This is a genomic window from Comamonas sp. CMM03, assembly GCF_019218715.1.
GTDB classification, from domain to species: Bacteria; Pseudomonadota; Gammaproteobacteria; order Burkholderiales; family Burkholderiaceae_C; genus Comamonas; species Comamonas terrigena.
The window spans coordinates 482,885-500,042 of the sequence record NZ_JAHUXB010000004.1; the positions used below are offsets into that span (position 1 = coordinate 482,885).

14 protein-coding genes and 1 riboswitch are annotated in these 17,158 nt (G+C 67.6%); of the genes, 7 read left to right on the top strand and 7 right to left on the bottom strand.

Features of this window, described 5'->3' with window-relative positions; all coding sequences use genetic code 11:
• The first annotated feature begins 602 nt into the window (after positions 1 to 602).
• Complete coding sequence (locus KW830_RS16070; protein WP_218333705.1) at positions 603 to 989, top strand: hypothetical protein; 387 nt, start codon at positions 603 to 605, stop codon at positions 987 to 989.
• Positions 990 to 1,104: 115 nt separating this feature from the next.
• On the opposite strand, the gene KW830_RS16075 is transcribed toward KW830_RS16070, so the two are convergent.
• Positions 1,105 to 2,100 carry a LysR family transcriptional regulator gene (locus KW830_RS16075; protein WP_218333706.1) on the bottom strand — a complete coding sequence of 332 codons (996 nt, stop codon included), beginning with the start codon at positions 2,098 to 2,100 and terminating at the stop codon, positions 1,105 to 1,107.
• Positions 2,101 to 2,342: 242 nt separating this feature from the next.
• Between KW830_RS16075 and KW830_RS16080 the strand changes: the two genes are divergently transcribed.
• The 3 genes from KW830_RS16080 to KW830_RS16090 all read left to right on the top strand — a co-directional run bounded on the left by KW830_RS16080 (position 2,343) and on the right by KW830_RS16090 (position 6,413).
• The gene (locus KW830_RS16080) at positions 2,343 to 3,167 is read left to right on the top strand and encodes a DMT family transporter (RefSeq protein WP_218333809.1); all 825 of its coding nucleotides are present in this window, start codon (positions 2,343 to 2,345) and stop codon (positions 3,165 to 3,167) included.
• Between the two features lie 288 nt (positions 3,168 to 3,455).
• Complete coding sequence (locus tag KW830_RS16085; RefSeq protein ID WP_218333707.1) at positions 3,456 to 4,676, top strand: collagen-like triple helix repeat-containing protein; 1,221 nt, start codon at positions 3,456 to 3,458, stop codon at positions 4,674 to 4,676.
• A 66-nt stretch (positions 4,677 to 4,742) separates the two neighbouring features.
• Positions 4,743 to 6,413 carry a ShlB/FhaC/HecB family hemolysin secretion/activation protein gene (locus KW830_RS16090; protein ID WP_218333708.1) on the top strand — a complete coding sequence of 557 codons (1,671 nt, stop codon included), beginning with the start codon at positions 4,743 to 4,745 and terminating at the stop codon, positions 6,411 to 6,413.
• A 126-nt stretch (positions 6,414 to 6,539) separates the two neighbouring features.
• Here the strand turns inward: KW830_RS16090 and KW830_RS16095 are convergent, their stop codons facing one another.
• Positions 6,540 to 7,256 carry an LrgB family protein gene (locus KW830_RS16095; protein ID WP_218333709.1) on the bottom strand — a complete coding sequence of 239 codons (717 nt, stop codon included), beginning with the start codon at positions 7,254 to 7,256 and terminating at the stop codon, positions 6,540 to 6,542.
• Complete coding sequence (locus KW830_RS16100; RefSeq protein ID WP_218333710.1) at positions 7,253 to 7,627, bottom strand: CidA/LrgA family protein; 375 nt, start codon at positions 7,625 to 7,627, stop codon at positions 7,253 to 7,255. Before KW830_RS16100 ends, KW830_RS16095 begins: the two co-directional genes overlap by 4 nt.
• Before the next feature lie 578 nt (positions 7,628 to 8,205).
• On the opposite strand from KW830_RS16100, the gene putP reads away from it, so the two are divergent.
• On the top strand, positions 8,206 to 9,696 hold the full coding sequence (putP, locus tag KW830_RS16105) for a sodium/proline symporter PutP (protein ID WP_218333711.1): 1,491 nt from the start codon (positions 8,206 to 8,208) through the stop codon (positions 9,694 to 9,696).
• 78 nt (positions 9,697 to 9,774) lie between these two features.
• On the opposite strand, the gene KW830_RS16110 is transcribed toward putP, so the two are convergent.
• Together KW830_RS16110 and KW830_RS16115 are read right to left on the bottom strand one after the other, a co-directional pair.
• The gene (locus tag KW830_RS16110; RefSeq protein WP_218333712.1) at positions 9,775 to 10,536 is read right to left on the bottom strand and encodes a 3-oxoacyl-ACP reductase; all 762 of its coding nucleotides are present in this window, start codon (positions 10,534 to 10,536) and stop codon (positions 9,775 to 9,777) included.
• 85 nt (positions 10,537 to 10,621) lie between these two features.
• Entirely contained in the window at positions 10,622 to 10,780 is a 159-nt protein-coding gene (locus KW830_RS16115) for a hypothetical protein (protein ID WP_218333713.1), read from the bottom strand.
• A 377-nt stretch (positions 10,781 to 11,157) separates the two neighbouring features.
• Between KW830_RS16115 and KW830_RS21475 the strand changes: the two genes are divergently transcribed.
• Both KW830_RS21475 and KW830_RS16125 read left to right on the top strand, forming a co-directional pair.
• A complete protein-coding gene (locus KW830_RS21475; protein WP_218333714.1) occupies positions 11,158 to 12,786 on the top strand; it encodes a methyl-accepting chemotaxis protein in 1,629 nt (542 codons plus the stop codon).
• Between the two features lie 3 nt (positions 12,787 to 12,789).
• On the top strand, positions 12,790 to 13,305 hold the full coding sequence (locus tag KW830_RS16125; protein WP_218333715.1) for a bacteriohemerythrin: 516 nt from the start codon (positions 12,790 to 12,792) through the stop codon (positions 13,303 to 13,305).
• Between the two features lie 136 nt (positions 13,306 to 13,441).
• Here the strand turns inward: KW830_RS16125 and KW830_RS16130 are convergent, their stop codons facing one another.
• Both KW830_RS16130 and KW830_RS16135 read right to left on the bottom strand, forming a co-directional pair.
• The gene (locus KW830_RS16130; RefSeq protein WP_218333716.1) at positions 13,442 to 13,876 is read right to left on the bottom strand and encodes a VOC family protein; all 435 of its coding nucleotides are present in this window, start codon (positions 13,874 to 13,876) and stop codon (positions 13,442 to 13,444) included.
• A 193-nt stretch (positions 13,877 to 14,069) separates the two neighbouring features.
• Positions 14,070 to 16,748: an ABC transporter permease gene (locus tag KW830_RS16135; RefSeq protein WP_255578688.1), complete on the bottom strand. Its 2,679-nt coding sequence runs from the start codon at positions 16,746 to 16,748 to the stop codon at positions 14,070 to 14,072.
• A gap of 153 nt (positions 16,749 to 16,901) precedes the next feature.
• A riboswitch (cobalamin riboswitch) is annotated at positions 16,902 to 17,130 on the top strand.
• Positions 17,131 to 17,158: the final 28 nt, after the last annotated feature.

The following is a 17,158-nucleotide window of genomic DNA, read 5'->3' on the forward strand; positions in this document are numbered from 1 at the left end:
AGCAACCGGAAACCCCTGTGCTGGCAGTCACTTAAGCCACTTATCCCGCAGGCGGGTGGCATTTGTCCACAAGCTTGGGCAGCCCAATTGGGGAAAACAGCCGCGTGCACGGCGCGGGCGAGGCGGAGGCTGCGGTTTCTGTCCCTGATTGTCTCTGTAGGATAGATGCTGCTTAAAAAATAAGCGGATATGGGAAAATCATTGTGAATCAAATGCTTGTCTCACTTATCCATGTGCCGGTGCAGACTTTTCCACAAGTTTGATGGGGTGCGGCGGGGACAAGTGGCGGCAGGTAGGGAGGTCTGCTTTTTATCGGGGACAGATGTTGTGCGACGACATGGTGCCAGTGCGCGCAGGAAGACCGTGGTGTTCTCTTTCGATGCAACTTCGAGATGCGTCCTTCCACAAGCCGGGAAGGCACCGCTCTCACCGATGCTGTTACATTGCCTGCCGATCCGTTCGGCGGCACAGCGCGCAACCGGGGCTGGCAGCACACCTGTTTCCGCCTGATAGGGCCGGACGGAGCCTCCCACCCCAGCACCTGGGCGCCCCGAGCAGTGGGGCAGGAGCCTTCGCCGTGGGTCTTTACCTCCATCCAAGCCATGAAATTCAAGCGGGTGCTGCGTGAAACGCTGCGGTTCTGGCCGTCGCAGATACCGATTGCCGATGGGGAACCCATGGCCGGCAGTGGCGGCGTGTTTCCGCAACTGTCCAGGCTGTGGGACCGGGCCGAAGCCCACGCACAAGCATGGAGCGAAGCGCACCAGTTGATGGTGTGGGCGGCCTTCTGCGCCTGGCACAAGGCTGCGCTCCTGCGCCGGCAGGCGGGCCAGGACTGGGTTGCCAAAGCGGATCTGGATGGCAAGTACCTGCGCCGGAAGTACGAAGAGAGCCTGTTTGCCCCCAGCAGCGCTTACCCACGCCAGATGCTGCGGGCATACCGCCGCGAAATGAAGGCCAGGCAAGGCCGGATCCGTCGCTCCCGTTGAGCCGTGCCGGCAGGCCAGCGCCTGCGGTTCAGCATCTGCATGGAAGATCTGCCTGTGGGGATCACACACCGTGGCCCATGGCCGGGCGCTGTGGACGAGAGCGGCGCGGCGGTCCTCACGCCGCGGCCTGCACCAGATGGTCGATCAGCGCCCGCACCTTCAGCGGCAGATGGCGTGTGGGTGAATACAGGGCGTAGGCCGTGCGTGCGGCATAGCTGCCGCCCAGTTGCCAGTCGGGAAGCAGCTGCACCAGACGGCCTTCTGCAAGTGCTTGTTCTGCCGCAAAGTCGGCGGCAATGCCCACACCCTGGTGCTGCAGTGCCAGGGTGACGATGCCGGTGCTGCTGGCTACGGTGATGGGGGTGTGCACGGCCAGCTCCAGCGGTGTGCGGTCGGTGGCAGGGGCTGCGGTCGGTGAGGTGCCCGCAGCCGATGGCGGGGCAGGTGCGGCGGATGGGGCTTTGGCCTGCGCTACCGGCTCCCAGCGCAGCTGGTTCTGAAAATCCCCGTAGCCCAGGGTGATGCAGGGCAGGCCGGCCAGCGCACGCGGGTGGGTGATGGGGGCGGGCAGCTGCTGGAGCCAGGCCGGTGATGCCACGGGGATGTAGCGCACCGTGCGCAGCGCGCGTGCCACCAGGCCAGGAGGCAGCTGGTCGGGGGTGGTGATGCGCAGTGCCAGGTCCAGCCCTTCTTCGGTCAGGTCCACCATGCGGTCGCTCAGCTGCATGGCGATTTCCACGGCCGGCCAGCGCTGGCGCAGTGCCGGCAGCTGCGGGGCCAGCCAGATGTCGCCAAACACCACCGGTGCGCTGATGCGTACCGTGCCCCGCGGGATGTCGCCGTAGTGGCCGGCGGTGGCATGCACTTCGCGCGCCAGGCGGGCCATCTGGGCGCAGCCGGCATAGACCTCGGCCCCCAGCTCGGTCAGCGAGACCGAGCGCGTGGTCCGGTGCAGCAGCCTGGCACCCCAGTGCGCTTCCAGCCGGCCCACGCTGCGGCTGATGGCCGAGGTGGTCAGCCCCAGCTGGCGTGCGGCGGCGGCAAAGCCGCGCAGCTCCACCACTTTGGCAAAGACCAGCATTTCAGGCACCAGCGTGTGTTCGGTCAGCATGGGAGCAAGGGTAAAGAGGGTAGTTGTTGAATCAGATGCAACAGTGCTTTGCATGATGTCTCATTGATGCTTTGCAGGCAATGCGTCACGCTGCAGCCATGCACATCTCCTCTCTCTCTTCTGCGGCCTCCGGCGCAGACCAGCCTGCTGCAACGACCCTGGCGCCACCGGCTGCCGCAGCAACGGCTGCCGCAGCTCCGACGGTGCTTCAGCCTGCTTCGCTCCGGGGGGGCACTTGGCGCATGGTGCTGGCCATGGCGCTGTCCGGCACCATCGGTCTGCTGGTGGTGGAAAGCGGGCTGCCCGCGCTCTGGGTGGTGTGGCTGCGCTGCCTGTTCGGCGGCCTGGGTCTGGCGGCCTGGGTGGCATACACGCACCAATGGCAGTCGCCCACGCGCCGGGAATGGGGCTGGCTGGGTGTCGGTGGTGTGGCGCTGGTGTGCAACTGGGTGGGGCTGTTCAGCGCCTACCGCTACAGCAGCATTGCAGTGGCCACCGTGGTCTACCACGTGCAGCCGTTTGTGTTGCTGGTGCTGGCGGCGGTGTTCCAGGGCGAAGCCTTGCCGTTCAGGAAGCTGCCCTGGCTGGGCCTGGCGCTGCTGGGGGTGGTGCTGAGCAGCGGGCTGGATGGCACGTACGCCAGCCGTGCGGCCTGGCCCGGCGTAGCGCTGGCCCTGGGGGCTGCCACCTTGTATGCCGTGGCCACCTTGGCCACACAGCGCCTGCGCCGTCTGGCGCCGGCCCAGATCGCCATGCTGCAAATGGGCCTGGGCGTGCTGGTGCTGGCGGGACCGGTGGCCGTGTGGGGTGGGGCAGTCGTGTTCAGCGCCAGGGCCTGGGGGGCCCTGCTGGTACTGGGCCTGATGCACACGGCCTGCATGTACACGCTGATGTATGCCGCCTTTCAGCGGCTGCCTGCCCAGGCGGTGGCCGGTCTGTCCTTCATCTACCCGGTGGTGGCGCTGGGGGTGGACCTGCTGTGGTTTGGTGCCAAGCCCACCATGGCGCAGTGGGCCGGCATGGCCCTGATTCTGGGCGCGGTGGCGGCATACCGGCGCAAAGTGTGAATGATTTTCCTAAATGAATATCGATGAAATATCAATAGGAAATAGGATTTTCAGTATGTAGTTTGTTTATTAAGGTATTCGTAATTCGATAGTTTTTGGTAATTGTTCGTAAGCGTGCGAGCCAATATTTAAATTGGAAGACCAACGGTATCGACCAGACCATCCGCCCTACCAAGTCCGCTGGTTCCTTGCGGGCAGCACGCAGCACCGCTGTAGGAGGTCGATATGCGTACGAAACAACTGACAGTGCGGTTAGCCGCTGTTCACAGTGTGGCCGAGGAATCTCGCATGGCCGTCACATCCACCCGCTGGCGCGCTGCCACGGCGATCGTTCTGGCCCTGGGGCTGGCAGCCTGTTCTTCCAGCGGATCGCTGCGTTCGGATGCCGGGCCAAGCGGCTCGGGGGGCGGAACGGAGGTCGCTGGCGGTGGCGGCAGCACGGGCGGCGGCAGTGGCGGTACGGGTGGCACCGGTGGCGGCAGTACCGGCGGTGGTGATGGCGGCGGCACCGGAGGAGGGGTCTCGGCCCCGGTGGCGGCCATCAACGATCTGACGGGCGGCACCAGCAACATCGTCACGTCCACCGGCAATCTGCTGGACAGCGTGGCATCCGGTGTCGGAGGCGTTGGGTCCAACACGGCCCTGGCGCCCACTACGGCGGCGCTGGGGGACACACTCTCCCATCCGGCTGCAGCCGTGCAGGCGGTGGGTACCGCCTTGAGCGATGGTCTGGGCTCCATTGGCACGAATCCGGACGTGATTGGCACCACCGCCAAGGTGATCGAGCCGGTGGTGAATGAGCTGGGGCAGACCGTCTCCGGCGTAGGCACGACGCTGTCCACACTCAACACCCCGGCACTGGGTCCGGTGGGCGATGTGGTGGGCCTGGCCGGCAGCGCGGTGGATGGCGTCGGCCAAGGCGTCTCGCAGCTGTCGGCGCGGGTCGGCTCGGTTCTGGACAGCACGGCGGTCAACCAGCTGACGACCACGGGCAGCCAGTTGGTCACGCCCTTGCTGGTCACGGCCATTGGTGCCACGCAGTCCATCGGTGGGGCGACCCAGTTGGGCGCACCGGTCAACAACCTGCTGCAGACCGCCGGTGGCGCGGTCAACCAGCTGGGGCAGTCCATCGGCCAGTCGCAGGCCCCGCTGGCTTCGCCACTGGGGCAGGTGGTCTCTAGTGCCGGGCAGACCGTGGCGGCCGTCGGCGGGGTGCTGAATGGTGGCGCTAGCAGCGGTGCGGCGGGTGGCCTGGGCAATCTGCTGGGCGGCAGCACCGGCCTTCCCGTCGTCAGCGGCACTGCGACGGCAGGGGTCACGGCAACGCCTGTCGTCACGCTCGTCAGCAGCGTCACAGGTGCTGTCGGTGGCACGGTAGGATCGACGACAGGAACCGGAACCCAGGCTGCCATCACGGGAACGGTTTCCGCAGGAACCACCACCACACCGGCTGCGCAGACCGGCAATGTGCTGAGCAATGTGCTGGGTGGATTGTTGGGCAAGCGTTGAACCGCATGGTCCTGCAGCCGGCCTGAAACGGCCGGCTGCCAGGGCTGAGGAGGAGAACTGGCCTGTATGAAGCTGTACCTGCGTGTGTTGGTGGTCGGGTGGGCGGTGTGCCCCTGGGGGGCATATGCCCAGGCAGTTGCTCCGGCGGGCAATCCGCTGGATTCGCTGCCGCAGACGCCGGCGGTGCCCCCTCCGCCCAAGCCCCAGGTGCAGATCACGCCGCCACAGCAGAGTGCAGACTTTCTGGCGCAGACCGTGGTGCCGCGCCAGTTCGATATCGTGGGGGTGCGCTCGGTCCCGTTCGACAGCGTGGCCAAGGTCTTCGCACCGTTGGCAGGCCAGCCGGTCACCTTGGCGCGGATTGTGGAGACGGGGACCGAGATCACCCGCATCTACCAGCAGGCCGGTTACGCGCTGTCCTTCGCTTTCGTGCCCCCGCAGGATTTTCGCAACGGGGTGGTGAAAGTCACCGTGGTGGAAGGCCACATCGCCCAGCTGCGCATAGAGGGCCAGGCCGGCAAGTCCGAAGCCCTGCTGCGTGAACTGGCAGAGCCGCTGCTGGCGGAAAAGCCGTTGCGCAGCGAGACCTTCCACCGCCAGACGCAGCTGATGGCGCGCATTCCCGGTGTCCGTGTGACGGCATCCGCGCAACTGCCCACCACCACCGATGGCGCCACCACCTTGGTGCTGGCGTCCACCCACCAGCCTGTCAGCGTGTCTCTGGGCGCAGACCTGCGACAGGGCCATTCCAAGGCCATGGCCACCGTGCTGGCCAATGATGTGTTGGGAGCCGGCAGCCAACTGACGGCCACCAGCCTGCTGCGTCCCTGGGATGAAGAGCGGTTTCTGGCCGTGGGCTACCGCCAGTGGCTCAACCGGCAGGGGAGCATGCTCAGGGTCAACGCCTCGGAATACCGCCAGACCGTGCAAGATGGCCCGGGTCTGGTCGGCATCGATGACCTGACCCAGCAGCGGCGGATCGATGTGTCGGTGCAGCATCCGCTGCGGCTGGACCAGCGCACGGTGCTGATGGCGGCTGCCGGCATCTATGGGCTGAACTACCAGCGCGGTTTCACCGAAAGGGCCTCCGGTGCGCAGCTTGTGACGCAAGAGCATGTGCGGGCCCTGTATGCGCAGCTGGACTGGACTTCAGCGCAGGAGCGCACCCTGCGCAATGCCTCGCTCATGCTGGTGCATGGATTGAATGCACTGGGCGCGGGCACTGAGCGCAGCACCAATTTCGGGGTGGAGCCAGCGCCCAATCCGGCCAAGCTCGCTTTCTGGCGGCTGGCCTGGGATGCCGGCCTGCGCAGCAACAAGGCCAGCGGGGTGGGCGCAGCGGTGTCCTTCGGCGGCCAGTACAGCCCGGACATCCTGCCCATCGCCGAACGTATCTCCTTTGGCGGCAGCCGTTTTGGCCGCGGCTACCAGGCCGGGGAAGTCACCGGGGATTCGGGCATCGGCGCTGCCGTGGAGCTGAACTACAGCTGGCCGGTCCAGCAGAAGTGGCTCAAGCAGGTGCAGCCCTATGTGCTGTACGAAGCCGCCCGGACCCGGCAGGAGCAGCGGGGCGTGCCGTCGGCCAGCCTGCGCTCGGCCAGCGTGGGGGTCCGGCTGAACAACCAGCGCTACTACAGTGCCGACTTTGCGCTGGCCAAGCCCCTGGGCGATCCGGCCTTCAACAACCCCGACCGCAAACTGCGGGTGAGCGTGCTGCTCAGCTACCAGCTGGATTGACGGCGACGGGCCCGCAGGTCCGGGGTACCGGTGTGCAGGTCGCCGGTGCGTTCGCGGCCGGGCCAGAGGGACCGCATTCCGTCTCTGCCTGTGCAGTGCCATGGTGCCGCGCAGGGGACGGGAGGCTTACAGCAGGGCCATCAGCAGCGGCATGGCCACCGCCGTGGCAACGCCGTTCAGGCCCATGGCCAGGGCGGCAAAGGCGCCGGCCGTGGGGTGCTGCTGGATGGAGCGGGCCGTGCCGATGGCATGGGCCGTCAGGCCCAGGGCAAAGCCTTCGACAGCCGGGTCGGTGCAGTGCAGCACGCGCAGCAGCCAGGGCGCGACGATGGTGCCCGCAATGCCGGTGATGGCCACGGCCACGGCAGCCAGCGAAGGCAGTCCGCCAAAGCGCTCGGCAAGCGGCAGGGCGATGGGGATGGTGGCCGACTTGGGCGCCAGGGAGACCATGCTTTCCATGGAAGCGCCAAACAGCCAGGCAATGCCCATGGCCGACAGCAGGGCCACCACGCAGCCCACCACCAGCGACACGGCAATCGGGCGCCACAGGCGGCGGATGCGGTCGCGCTGGGCATACAGCGGCAGCGCCAGGGCCACGGTGGCCGGGCCCACCAGCAGGCTGAGCCAGGCCGTGCCCTGCTGGTAGGTGGCGTAGGGCGTGCCGGTGAGCAAGAGCACGCACACGATGACCGGCACGGCGGTGAACACCGGAATCAGCCAGGGCTGCTGGCCGCTGCGCTTGTACAGCCAGACGGCGCCCAGGTAGCAGGCAATGGTCAGCACCAGCCAGGGCAAGGGGCCGGCGGTCATGCTGGCCAGGGTGCGGGTGAGAAGCTCGCTCATGCCTCGTCCTCCACGGCGCTGCCATGGCGGGCGCGCTCGCGGCCCATCATCCATTTGAAGGTGAGCGCCGTGGCCACCAGCGTCAGCGCCGCCCCCACCACGCAGGACAGCACAAACGGCAGCCATTCGCGCGAGAGGCGGTCAAAGTGCAGCATCACGCCCGCAATGGTGGGGATGAACAGCAGCATCATGTTCTGCAGCAGGAAATGGCCCGACTGCTCCAGCCACGTGGGCAGCGTGCGTTTGTAGAGCAGCGCAATCAGCAGCAGCAAGGTGCCCGCCAGCGCACCGGGAAAGGGGATGCCCAGGGCGGTGACCAGCACCTGGCCCAGCCATTGAAATACCAAAAGAACCAGCAAGGCCTGCAACATGCCAATAACGTCAATTCAAGGTGGAAAAGAGGAAGCCCGCCCCTGCCCGCCGGGGCACAGGGAGGGGGACGCGGCCGTGGCTAGCACTGCCGCAGGCTGGCAGTCTAGGCCGGCTGGGCATTGGCTGCTGTGCGCGCGCGACAGTCTGCGTCGCCTGCCTGCTTTCTGGGCAGGCTAAGCCGTCGGCAATGAAATCAAACACTTGGGGGCGGTTTGCACCCGCGGGAAACGACTTGTCCACAGGGTTGTGCAGGGAAGCTGTGGGGAAGGTCTAGGGTAAGTACCTAGAATACACCCTTTGGCCGTTCGCCAGCACCGCAGGTGCGCTGCCCCTGTGGGGGCCCATGCGGGGGTCCATGCGCATCCCCTCGGCTTTCCCTGCTGGTGGGCGTCTGCCGGCTGCGCCTGCTGCGCGCCCATAGACAGCTGCGGCACCGCAATGCACGCAGGCCTGCAAGGGCATGCCGGTGTGCGGACACTTCCGCCTCCGCTGCAGTGGCCCCACCGACCGCCAGCGGGTGGGTGGGCAGCGCGCCGCTGCCGCCCGGCTTTTCCCATTTTTCGACCGACGACAACCTATGACCGCCAATACACCCACCGTGGTGATGTTTGCCATTTACCTGCTGGGCATGCTTGCCATCGGCTGGGCTGGCTACAAAGCCACGGACAACCTTTCCGACTACATCCTGGGCGGGCGCAGCCTGGGCCCGGTGGTCACGGCCCTGTCGGCCGGCGCCTCGGACATGAGCGGTTGGCTGCTGATGGGCCTGCCTGGTGCCGTGTTTCTGCAAGGGCTGTCGGCCTCGTGGATTGCGATCGGCCTGTGCCTGGGGGCCTGGCTGAACTGGCGCTTTGTGGCGGCGCGCCTGCGTATCTACACCGAGAAGGTCGGCAACGCGCTGACGCTGCCGGACTACTTCACCAACCGTTTTGAAGACCGGAGCAATCTGCTGCGCATCGTCACGGCGCTGGTGATTCTGGTGTTCTTCACCATCTACTGCGCCTCGGGCGTGGTGGCAGGCGCGCGCCTGTTCGAATCCATGTTCGGCATGGACTACCAGACCGCGCTGTGGGTGGGGGCCGTGGCCACCATGGCCTATGTGTTCATCGGCGGCTTCCTGGCCGTGAGCTGGACCGACACCATCCAGGCCTCGCTGATGATCACCGCGCTGATCCTGGCGCCGCTGATGGTGATCTACGCCGACGGTGGCGTGGGCCCCAGTGCGGCCATCATCGACACCGCCCGCAGCGGTGCGTTCGACATGTTCCAGGGCCAGACCGTGATCGCCGTCATCTCGCTGCTGGCCTGGGGGCTGGGCTACTTCGGCCAGCCGCACATCCTGGTGCGTTTCATGGCGGCGGAGTCGGTGCAGACCATTCCCAATGCCCGCCGCATCGGCATGACCTGGATGGTGCTGTGCCTGGGCGGCGCCGTGGCCGTGGGGTTCTTCGGCATCGCCTTTTTCAACGGCCGGCCCGATCTGGCCGGCGGCGTGAATGCCAATGCCGAAACCGTGTTCCTGGAAGTGGCCAAGCTGCTGTTCAATCCCTGGATCAGCGGCGTGCTGCTGGCCGCCGTGCTGGCGGCCGTGATGAGCACCTTGTCCTGCCAGTTGCTGGTGTGCTCCAGCGCGCTGACGCAGGACATCTACAAAACCTTTTTGCGTAAGCAGGCCAGCGAACGGGAGCTGGTCTGGTTCGGCCGTGCCATGGTGTTTGTGATCGCGGTAATCGCCATCGTGATCGCCCAGGACCCCGAAAGCAAGGTGCTGGGCATGGTCAGCAACGCCTGGGCTGGCTTTGGCGCAGCCTTCGGCCCGCTGGTGCTGCTGTCGCTGCTGTGGAAGCGCATGACGCGCAATGGCGCGCTGGCCGGCATGGTGGTGGGCGCGGTTACGGTGCTGGTCTGGCAGCACTACCAGTGGTTCAAGCTGTATGAGATCGTGCCGGGCTTTGTGCTGTCCACCGTCGCCATCGTCGTGGTCAGCCTGCTGGGCAAGACGCCTTCGGCTGCGGTGCAAAAGACCCACGCCGAGGTGGAAGCCGAGATCGCCGCCCAGGGCGAGTGAGCGGCTGCGCTCTCCGAAAAAAAGCCCGCCGGCTTGCAGCCGGGCGGGCTTTTTTATGGGCGGCCTGCGTGGCCGGCTTCAGCCTTTGACCAGGCCGCAGTCCACGATCAGGTTCTGTCCGGTCACGGCACGCGACCAGGGCGAGAGCAGCATCAGCACGGCATCGGCAAACTCGGCCGGCGTGGTCACGCGGCGCAGCGGGGTCATGCTGGCGATCAGGTCGAACACCGCTTCCGGGGTGGCGCTGCTGGCGTCGGTGGTGCGAAGCAGACCGCCGGACAGCATGTTCACCGTGATGCCGTCCGGGCCCAGGTCGTTGGCGGCGGTGCGTGTCAGCGACAGCAGTGCCGCCTTGGCTGCGGTGTAGTCGTGGTAGGGCACCACCGGGTTCTGGAACAGGTTGGTGCCCACATTCACCACGCGCCCAAAGCCGGCCGCGCGCATGGCGGGCAAGGTGGCCTGCATGGTGTTGAGCGCGCCTTTGATGGCACCGTCAAACTGCTGGCTGAAGCGCTCCCAGGCAATGGTGTCCAGCTTGGGGCGGGCATCGCCGTCGAAGGCAAAGCTGGTCAGGGCGTTGTTGACCACGCTGGTGATGACGTGGCCGGTGCGTTCCTGGGCGGTGCGCACCAGGTGCTGTACCGCGGCGGCATCGGTCACATCGGCCTGCAGTGCCACTGCGCGCGGACCCAGTTCTTCGGCCAGCGCTGCGGCTGCCTTGTCGCTGCGGTGGTAGTTGATCACCACGCCCGCGCCTTCGCGCGCGACGGCGCGGCTGATATGTGCACCCAGACCGCGGGCACCGCCGGTCACCAACACCCATTGCTCAGAAATCTGCATCACTTGCCTCATCCACATGAAAGCAGGGATTGTGCAGCGCGCCCGGTCCCGTGCAGGCCGGCAGGGCTTGCGGGGACAAACGAAGTCAGCGGGTGTGGCTGACGTTGGCGTCGATGTCGCCGAACACGGTGATGCCGCTGCCCGAACTTCCGGAGCTGCCGGAGGCACTGGGCATGGTGCCGCCGCAGGCGCTCAGGCCCAGGCAGAGCAGGGTGGCGGTGGTGAAAAGCAGGCGTCGCAACATGGAAGGCTCCTGAAGAGGGAATGGGTTGGCCGCGGCGCGGGGGCGCGCTGGCGGATGGGATGGGGTGGATAGGCACTGCCGTGCGGTGGCACGGGGGGCGCAGAGGCCGCAGGGTCTGCCATCCAGTCTCCGGGTCCATGGTAGCGGCCCCTGCGCACGGCACGGGTTTGACACAGCGCGCAGGCCGCGCAGACAGCCCCACCAGGGCGCACCGGAAGGCCTTGGTAACGACCGCTGGGCGGGCGGTTCCCCCTGGGATGGGGTGAAAAGCTTGCAGGTTTGCGCTGGATCAGAAGTTGGTTCGTAACTTCGTGTATCAATCGCGCACCTCTGCAGGGTGGTCTGCGGATTTCTTGTTTTTCCTCCTCACGCTTTTCATGTCACTTCCTCATTTTTTGTCGACAGGCCGTGGCCTGCGCATCGGTGCCAAGCTGGGTTTGGCTTTTTTTACGATCAATGTGCTGATGTTCATCATCATCGTGGTGTCGGTGGTGCGCCTGACCGGCGTGACCCACACCACGCGCGACATCATCGAGGTGGAATGGGTCAAGACCGAAGCGGCCAACACCCTCAGCAGCATCGCCCTGGCCAACGGCCGGCGTACCGTGCAGCAACTGGTCAGCGCGCCGGCCGAGCGCCAGGCGCTGCGCAACGAGATCACCGAAGGCCGTGAGCGCTTCATCGCCGCCTTCAAGCTGCTCAGCGAACAGGTCAAGCGCCCCGAAGCGCGCGAGCTGCTGAAGAAGGCCGAAGCTGCACGCGGCCTGTATGTGGAATCGCAAAAGCGCTTCTATGAACTGCTGGACGCCGGCCAGGAAGATGCCGCCCGCCAGGAGATGCTGGGCACCACCCTGGTCCAGCTGGGGTTGGTGCAGCAGAACGCCGACGCGCTGGCCGTGATTGAAAAGCAGCTGGTGGTGGACGCCGGCCACAAGGCCACCGAGGACACCGAATCCGCCCGCCTGTGGGTGTCGGTGATCGGCTTTGGCGCCATGTGCCTGGGCCTGTTTCTGGCGTGGCGCATCACCCGTGCCATCGTGCGGCCGCTGGGCGAAGCGGTGCAGGTGGCCCAGGCCGTGGCCTCCGGCGACCTGAACAGCCGCATCACCGTGCGCACCACCGACGAAACCGGCCAGTTGCTGCAGGCGCTGCAGACCATGAACCACAGCCTGTCGGGCATCGTGACCGAAGTGCGCAACGGCAGCGACGCAATCGCCACCGCCACGTCGCAGATCGCCACCGGTAACCTGGACCTGTCCGGCCGCACCGAAGAGCAGGCCAGTGCGCTGGAGCAGACTACGGCCGCCATGCAGGAGCTGGCCGGCACCGTGGGCCAGAACTACGCCAACGGCCGCCAGGCGGCCCAGCTGGCCGAGACCGCTTCGCAGGTGGCCGTGCGCGGCGGCCAGGTGGTAGGCGACGTGGTGCACACCATGGAAGCCATCAACACCTCGTCGCGCAAGATCGCCGACATCATCGGCATCATCGACAGCATTGCCTTCCAGACCAATATCCTGGCGCTGAACGCCGCCGTGGAAGCCGCACGCGCCGGCGAGCAGGGCCGCGGCTTTGCCGTGGTGGCATCCGAAGTGCGTTCCCTGGCCGGCCGCAGCGCGGAAGCCGCCAAGGAGATCAAGGGCCTGATCGACGAGTCGGTCAGCAACGTCAGCAACGGCTGCACGCTGGTGGAGAAAGCCGGCAGCACCATGGACGAGATCGTGGTCAGCGTGCGCCGGGTGGCGGACATCATGAACGAGATCAGCGAGGCCAGCGAAGACCAGACCCATGGCATCGAGCAGATCAACCAGGCCATGATGCAGATGGACCAGGTCACCCAGTCCAACGCGGCCCTGGTGGAGGAATCCGCTGCCGCCGCCCAGTCGCTGGAAGGCCAGGCCCAGGCCCTGGTGCAGGCCATCAGCGTGTTCAAGGCCGATGCCGTGCTGGTGCAGCGCAGCGCGCCCGCGCTGGGCATGCGCCCGGTGGTGCCGGCGCTGGAGGCCTGAGCGATGGCGTATTTCGAGTGGGCCGATGACATGGTGATCGATGGCGGCCCCATCGATGCAGACCACCGCCTGCTGGTGGATCTGGTCAATGAACTGCACACCGCCACCCGCGAAGGCCAGGGCCGGGCGGTGGTGGCGTCCATCCTGCACCGCGTCATCACCAGCACCCAGGACCATTTGCGCAATGAAGAGAACCTGATGGCGCAGATGGGCTTCCCCGATCTGGAGAACCACAAGGTCGGGCACAACCATTTCATGGACCAGCTGTGGGACCTGGAAAAAAAACTGCAGGCCGGCAGCATCACCGTGGCGGCGCAGCTGTCTGCCGTGCTGCGGGACTGGCTTTCGCTGCACATCCGCCGCAACGACAAGGAATTGCTGCGCTTCCAGCGCCGCAAGGCGCGCGAACAGGCCCGTGCGGCAGCGGGCACCAAGGCCCCGTTGCTGGCACCGGCCAAGCCGTCGCAGGCGGCAGCCGCCCCCGGCGTGGCGCTCGCGAAGCCGGTGACCAAGGTCTAGGGCGCACCCAGTCCACCTGGCCCCCAGGCCTGGCGGCGGCCTACCTCCGCCCTATCGCCACCCACCCCAGGCGCCTGCGCAGCCATGCCAGGCGCCTTTTGCATGCCGCGGTGTCACCCGGTGGGCAAAGGCTTGCCTAGGTGGCGCCGCAGCCTGCCTGTTCCTGCACCACGATCACCATCCAGGGCACGCCGAAACGGTCTTTCAGCATGCCGAAGGACGGGGAGAAAAACGTCGGCCCCAGCGGCATGGTGACCTCTCCCTGGGCGGACAGCGCATCAAAGTGCTTGCGCGCCTCGGCGGCATCGGTGCAGTTCAAGGTCAGGCTGAAGCCGGTAAAGAGGCGGATGCCGGGGCTGGGGTCGTCGCTGGCCATGATCAGGGTCTCGCCCACCTGCAGGCTGGCGTGCATCACCATGTCGGGCCGTGCGGGTGTGCATTCGGGCGGCGGCGGCTCCGGGCTTTCGCTGTAGCGCATCAGCGCCTGGATGGTCGCCCCAATCGCATCGCGGTAAAAGTTCAGGGCCTCTTCGCAGCGGCCCTGGAACAGAAGATAGGTCTGGACTTGCATGCATGCCTCCGGTGGTTAGACAGCGGTTGTACGGCAGCGGCGCCAATGCAGGTATGACAGAACGTAGCCGGGCCGACCAATGGCCAGGGCCGCATGGCGGGCACGTCGGGAAGGGCGGGAATGGCGGGAATGGCGGGTGGCACGCGGTGGCACGCGGTGGCAGTGTGCCGCCGCCGCAGGCGCCATGCCGCCATTACCAGTCTTCCTTCACCGCCAGCACCGCGTCCTCTCCGGTGGCCTGGCGGCCGGCCCACCAGGCCGTCAGCGTGCCGGCCAGCACCACGGCACAGGCCAGGGCCAGCAGGCGCCCGGCGGGCAGGCGCAGCTCCATGGTCCAATGAAAGCTTTGTGGGTTGACCACGTGCACCAGGATGGCGGCCACGCCCAGGCCCAGCAAGGTGCCGGCCAGTGCGCCCATGGCCGTCCAGGCCGCGCCCTCGCCGGCGACCACCGTGAGGATCTGCCGGCGCGTCAGCCCCAGGTGGGTCAGCAGCCCAAACTCCTTGCGCCGTGCCAGCACCTGGGCGCTGAAGCTCGCAGCAATGCCGAACAGCCCGATGCCGATTGCCACCGCCTGCAGCCAGTAGGTAACGGCGAAGCTGCGGTCAAAAATCTCCAGCGAGCGCTGGCGCAGCGCGGCGCTGCTGGTGAGTTCCAGCGGCGGTGCCTGTCCGCCGGACAGTCGGGCCAGCGCGGCTTCGATGCGCGGCTGCAGTGTGGCCTGACCCTCGCCCGCAGCAGGCCACAGCGACAGCTCGGACATGCGGGCATCGCCCGTCAGCCGCTGGTAGTCGCCCCAGTCCATGGCCACCGCGCCGAACTGGCGGATGTAGTCGCGCCAGATGCCGGCAATGAAAAAGCGCGTTTCCGCTGCGCCGGCCGTGGGGACGGTGGCCGGGTCGTCTGCCCCGGCAGCACTGCCGTCGGCCAGCCCGGTGCTGAACGCACGGTCCAGCAGCGGCCAGGGCTGGCCGGCCTGCACGCCATACAGCGTGGCCACGGCCTCGCTCACGTAGACGGCAACCATGCTGTCCGGAACGGGCTGTGCAGGCGCGGCCCCCACCCACGGCAGCTGCTGGGCCTGCGGGCCGTGCAGCGGGCGCAGCAGCAGGCTGATGGCCGGGCGCTGCGGGTCCAGCCACAGGCTGGTGGCCCGCATCGGCTGGGCGCGTTCCACCCCGGGCAGGTCGCGCACGGCTTGCAGCAGCGCGGGCGGCAGCAGTGCCGCATCGGATTTGGACGAGCCGCCGGCCGCACGCAGGTACAGCGGTGAGGGCAGCACGGCGTCCAGCCAGTCCAGCATGCTGCCGCGAAAGCTGGTGACCATCACCGTCAGCGCCACGGCCAGGCTCAGGCTGGCCACCACGCCGCCCACGGCCACGCTGGCGCTGGCCCGCATGCGGCGGGCACGTTCCAGCGCCAGCATGGACAGCGGCTGCCGCAGCGCGCCCGGCCACAGCTGCTGCAGGCCGCCCAGCACGCGATCCAGCAGCCAGGGCAGCAGTGCCATGCCGCCCAGCAGCATCAGCCCTACGGCCACATAGGCGGCCAGGGGAATGCCCCCAATAGGCGGCACGCTGGCCAGCAGCGCACTGGCGGCCACCAGGGCCAGGCCGGTCCAGGCGCGCGCAGGCGTCTGGCCCACGGCGCCCAGCCCCTTGAGCGTGGCGGCGGGCGGCAGCGCCCGCGCGGTGCGTGCCGGCCACCAGGCGCCGGCCACGGTGGCGGCCAGGCCCAGGGCAAAGAAGGTGGCGGCGGCCGGTGCGCTCCACAGCAGTGGGGGCTGGCCGCCGGCAAAGTAGCCGCCGCCCAGGTCCCCTCCCAGCATGCGCAGGGCCAGCCAGGCCAGTCCGGTGCCCAGCGCAATGCCGGCCGCGCTGCCGACCATGCCCAGCAGGGCGGCTTCCCACAGCACCAGGCGCATGCGCTGCGCGGGCGTGAGCCCCAGCACGGCCAGCAGCGCCAGTTGCGGTGCGCGCCGCGCCACGCTCAGCGCCAGCACGGAAAACACCAGAAACGCCCCGGTGAACAGCGCCACCAGAGCCAGCACGGTCAGGTTGACGCGGTAGGCGCGTGACATCTCGGCCGCACGCTGCTGCTCACCGCCCGGCTGCTGCACCAGCACCTGGGCCGGCCAGCCGGGCAGGGCACGCAGCGCAGCGGTGAAGGCACTGCGGTCGGTGCCGCTGCGCAGCAGCACATCCACACGCTGGATCTGGCCGTCCTGGCCCAGCAGGTCCTGGGCGGCGCCAATGTCCATTACTGCCAGCGGGGCACCGCCGGCTGCCACCGTGCCGGCCACGCGCAGCGTCACGGCATGGGTGTGCACGCGCACCGGCAGCAGGGCGCCGGGGGCGCTGGCTTCGTCCAGGCCCAGGGCCTGCAGTGCCGCCGGGTTCAAAAACACCGCGTCGGGTGCGAACAGCCGCAACCGGTCCTGGCCGGCAAACAGCCGGGGCTGCAGCGCAGGGGCCAGCGGGGCCGACTGCAGCGCGTCGCCGCCCAACAGGCGCAGCGACAGCGGTTCCGGTGGCGCGTGCGGGGCCTGGCCGGACGCAGCGGTTGTGGCGGGCGGGTTGTCGATCTGCACCGTGCCTTCGATCCACGGCGCGGCATGCTGCACCTCGGGCCGCAGCGCGATCAGCGGGTAAATGCTCTGGGGCAGGCTGGAGCGCATGCCACGGAATTCCAGATCCGGCTGGCCGTTGACGCTGCGCACCGCGCGGGAAAACTCATCCAGCGCCGACTGGTTGATCACATGCACCGCAAAACCCAGGGCCACGCCCAGCGCAATGGCCAGCAGGGCGGTCAGGCTGCGCCAGGGCTGGCGCCGGTACTCCTGCAGCGAAAAACTGGCCAGCAGGCGCGGCAGCGGAGAAGCGGTGAGAGAGGGTGAGGCGGGCACGGAGGTTCCAGGGCAAAACAGCGGTGTGCACCGCCGCCAGGGCGGGTGGGCACGCCAGCGCGGCCCACGGTTCCATGGGCAGGGCATTCGCCATCCTACAAGCCCCGTGTCAGCCTGCTGCCTACAATGCGGGGTTTTGGTGCTTGCAGCGCTGTTCTGGCGCTGCGGTTAAACGGGAAACATGGACGCCGGCGCCCGCGCTGGCACAGCATGTACTGCCCCCGCAACAGTGAGCGCACAGGTCCCGCAGGACCCGCTTGCCATCTCTTGCCACTGGAGCCATGCGCTCTGGGAAGGCTTGGCAAGCCGTGCGCCAGTCTGGATACCGGCCAAAACAGGTCCAGCATCCGCTGGCGTGCCGCTGTGCATGCAGACCC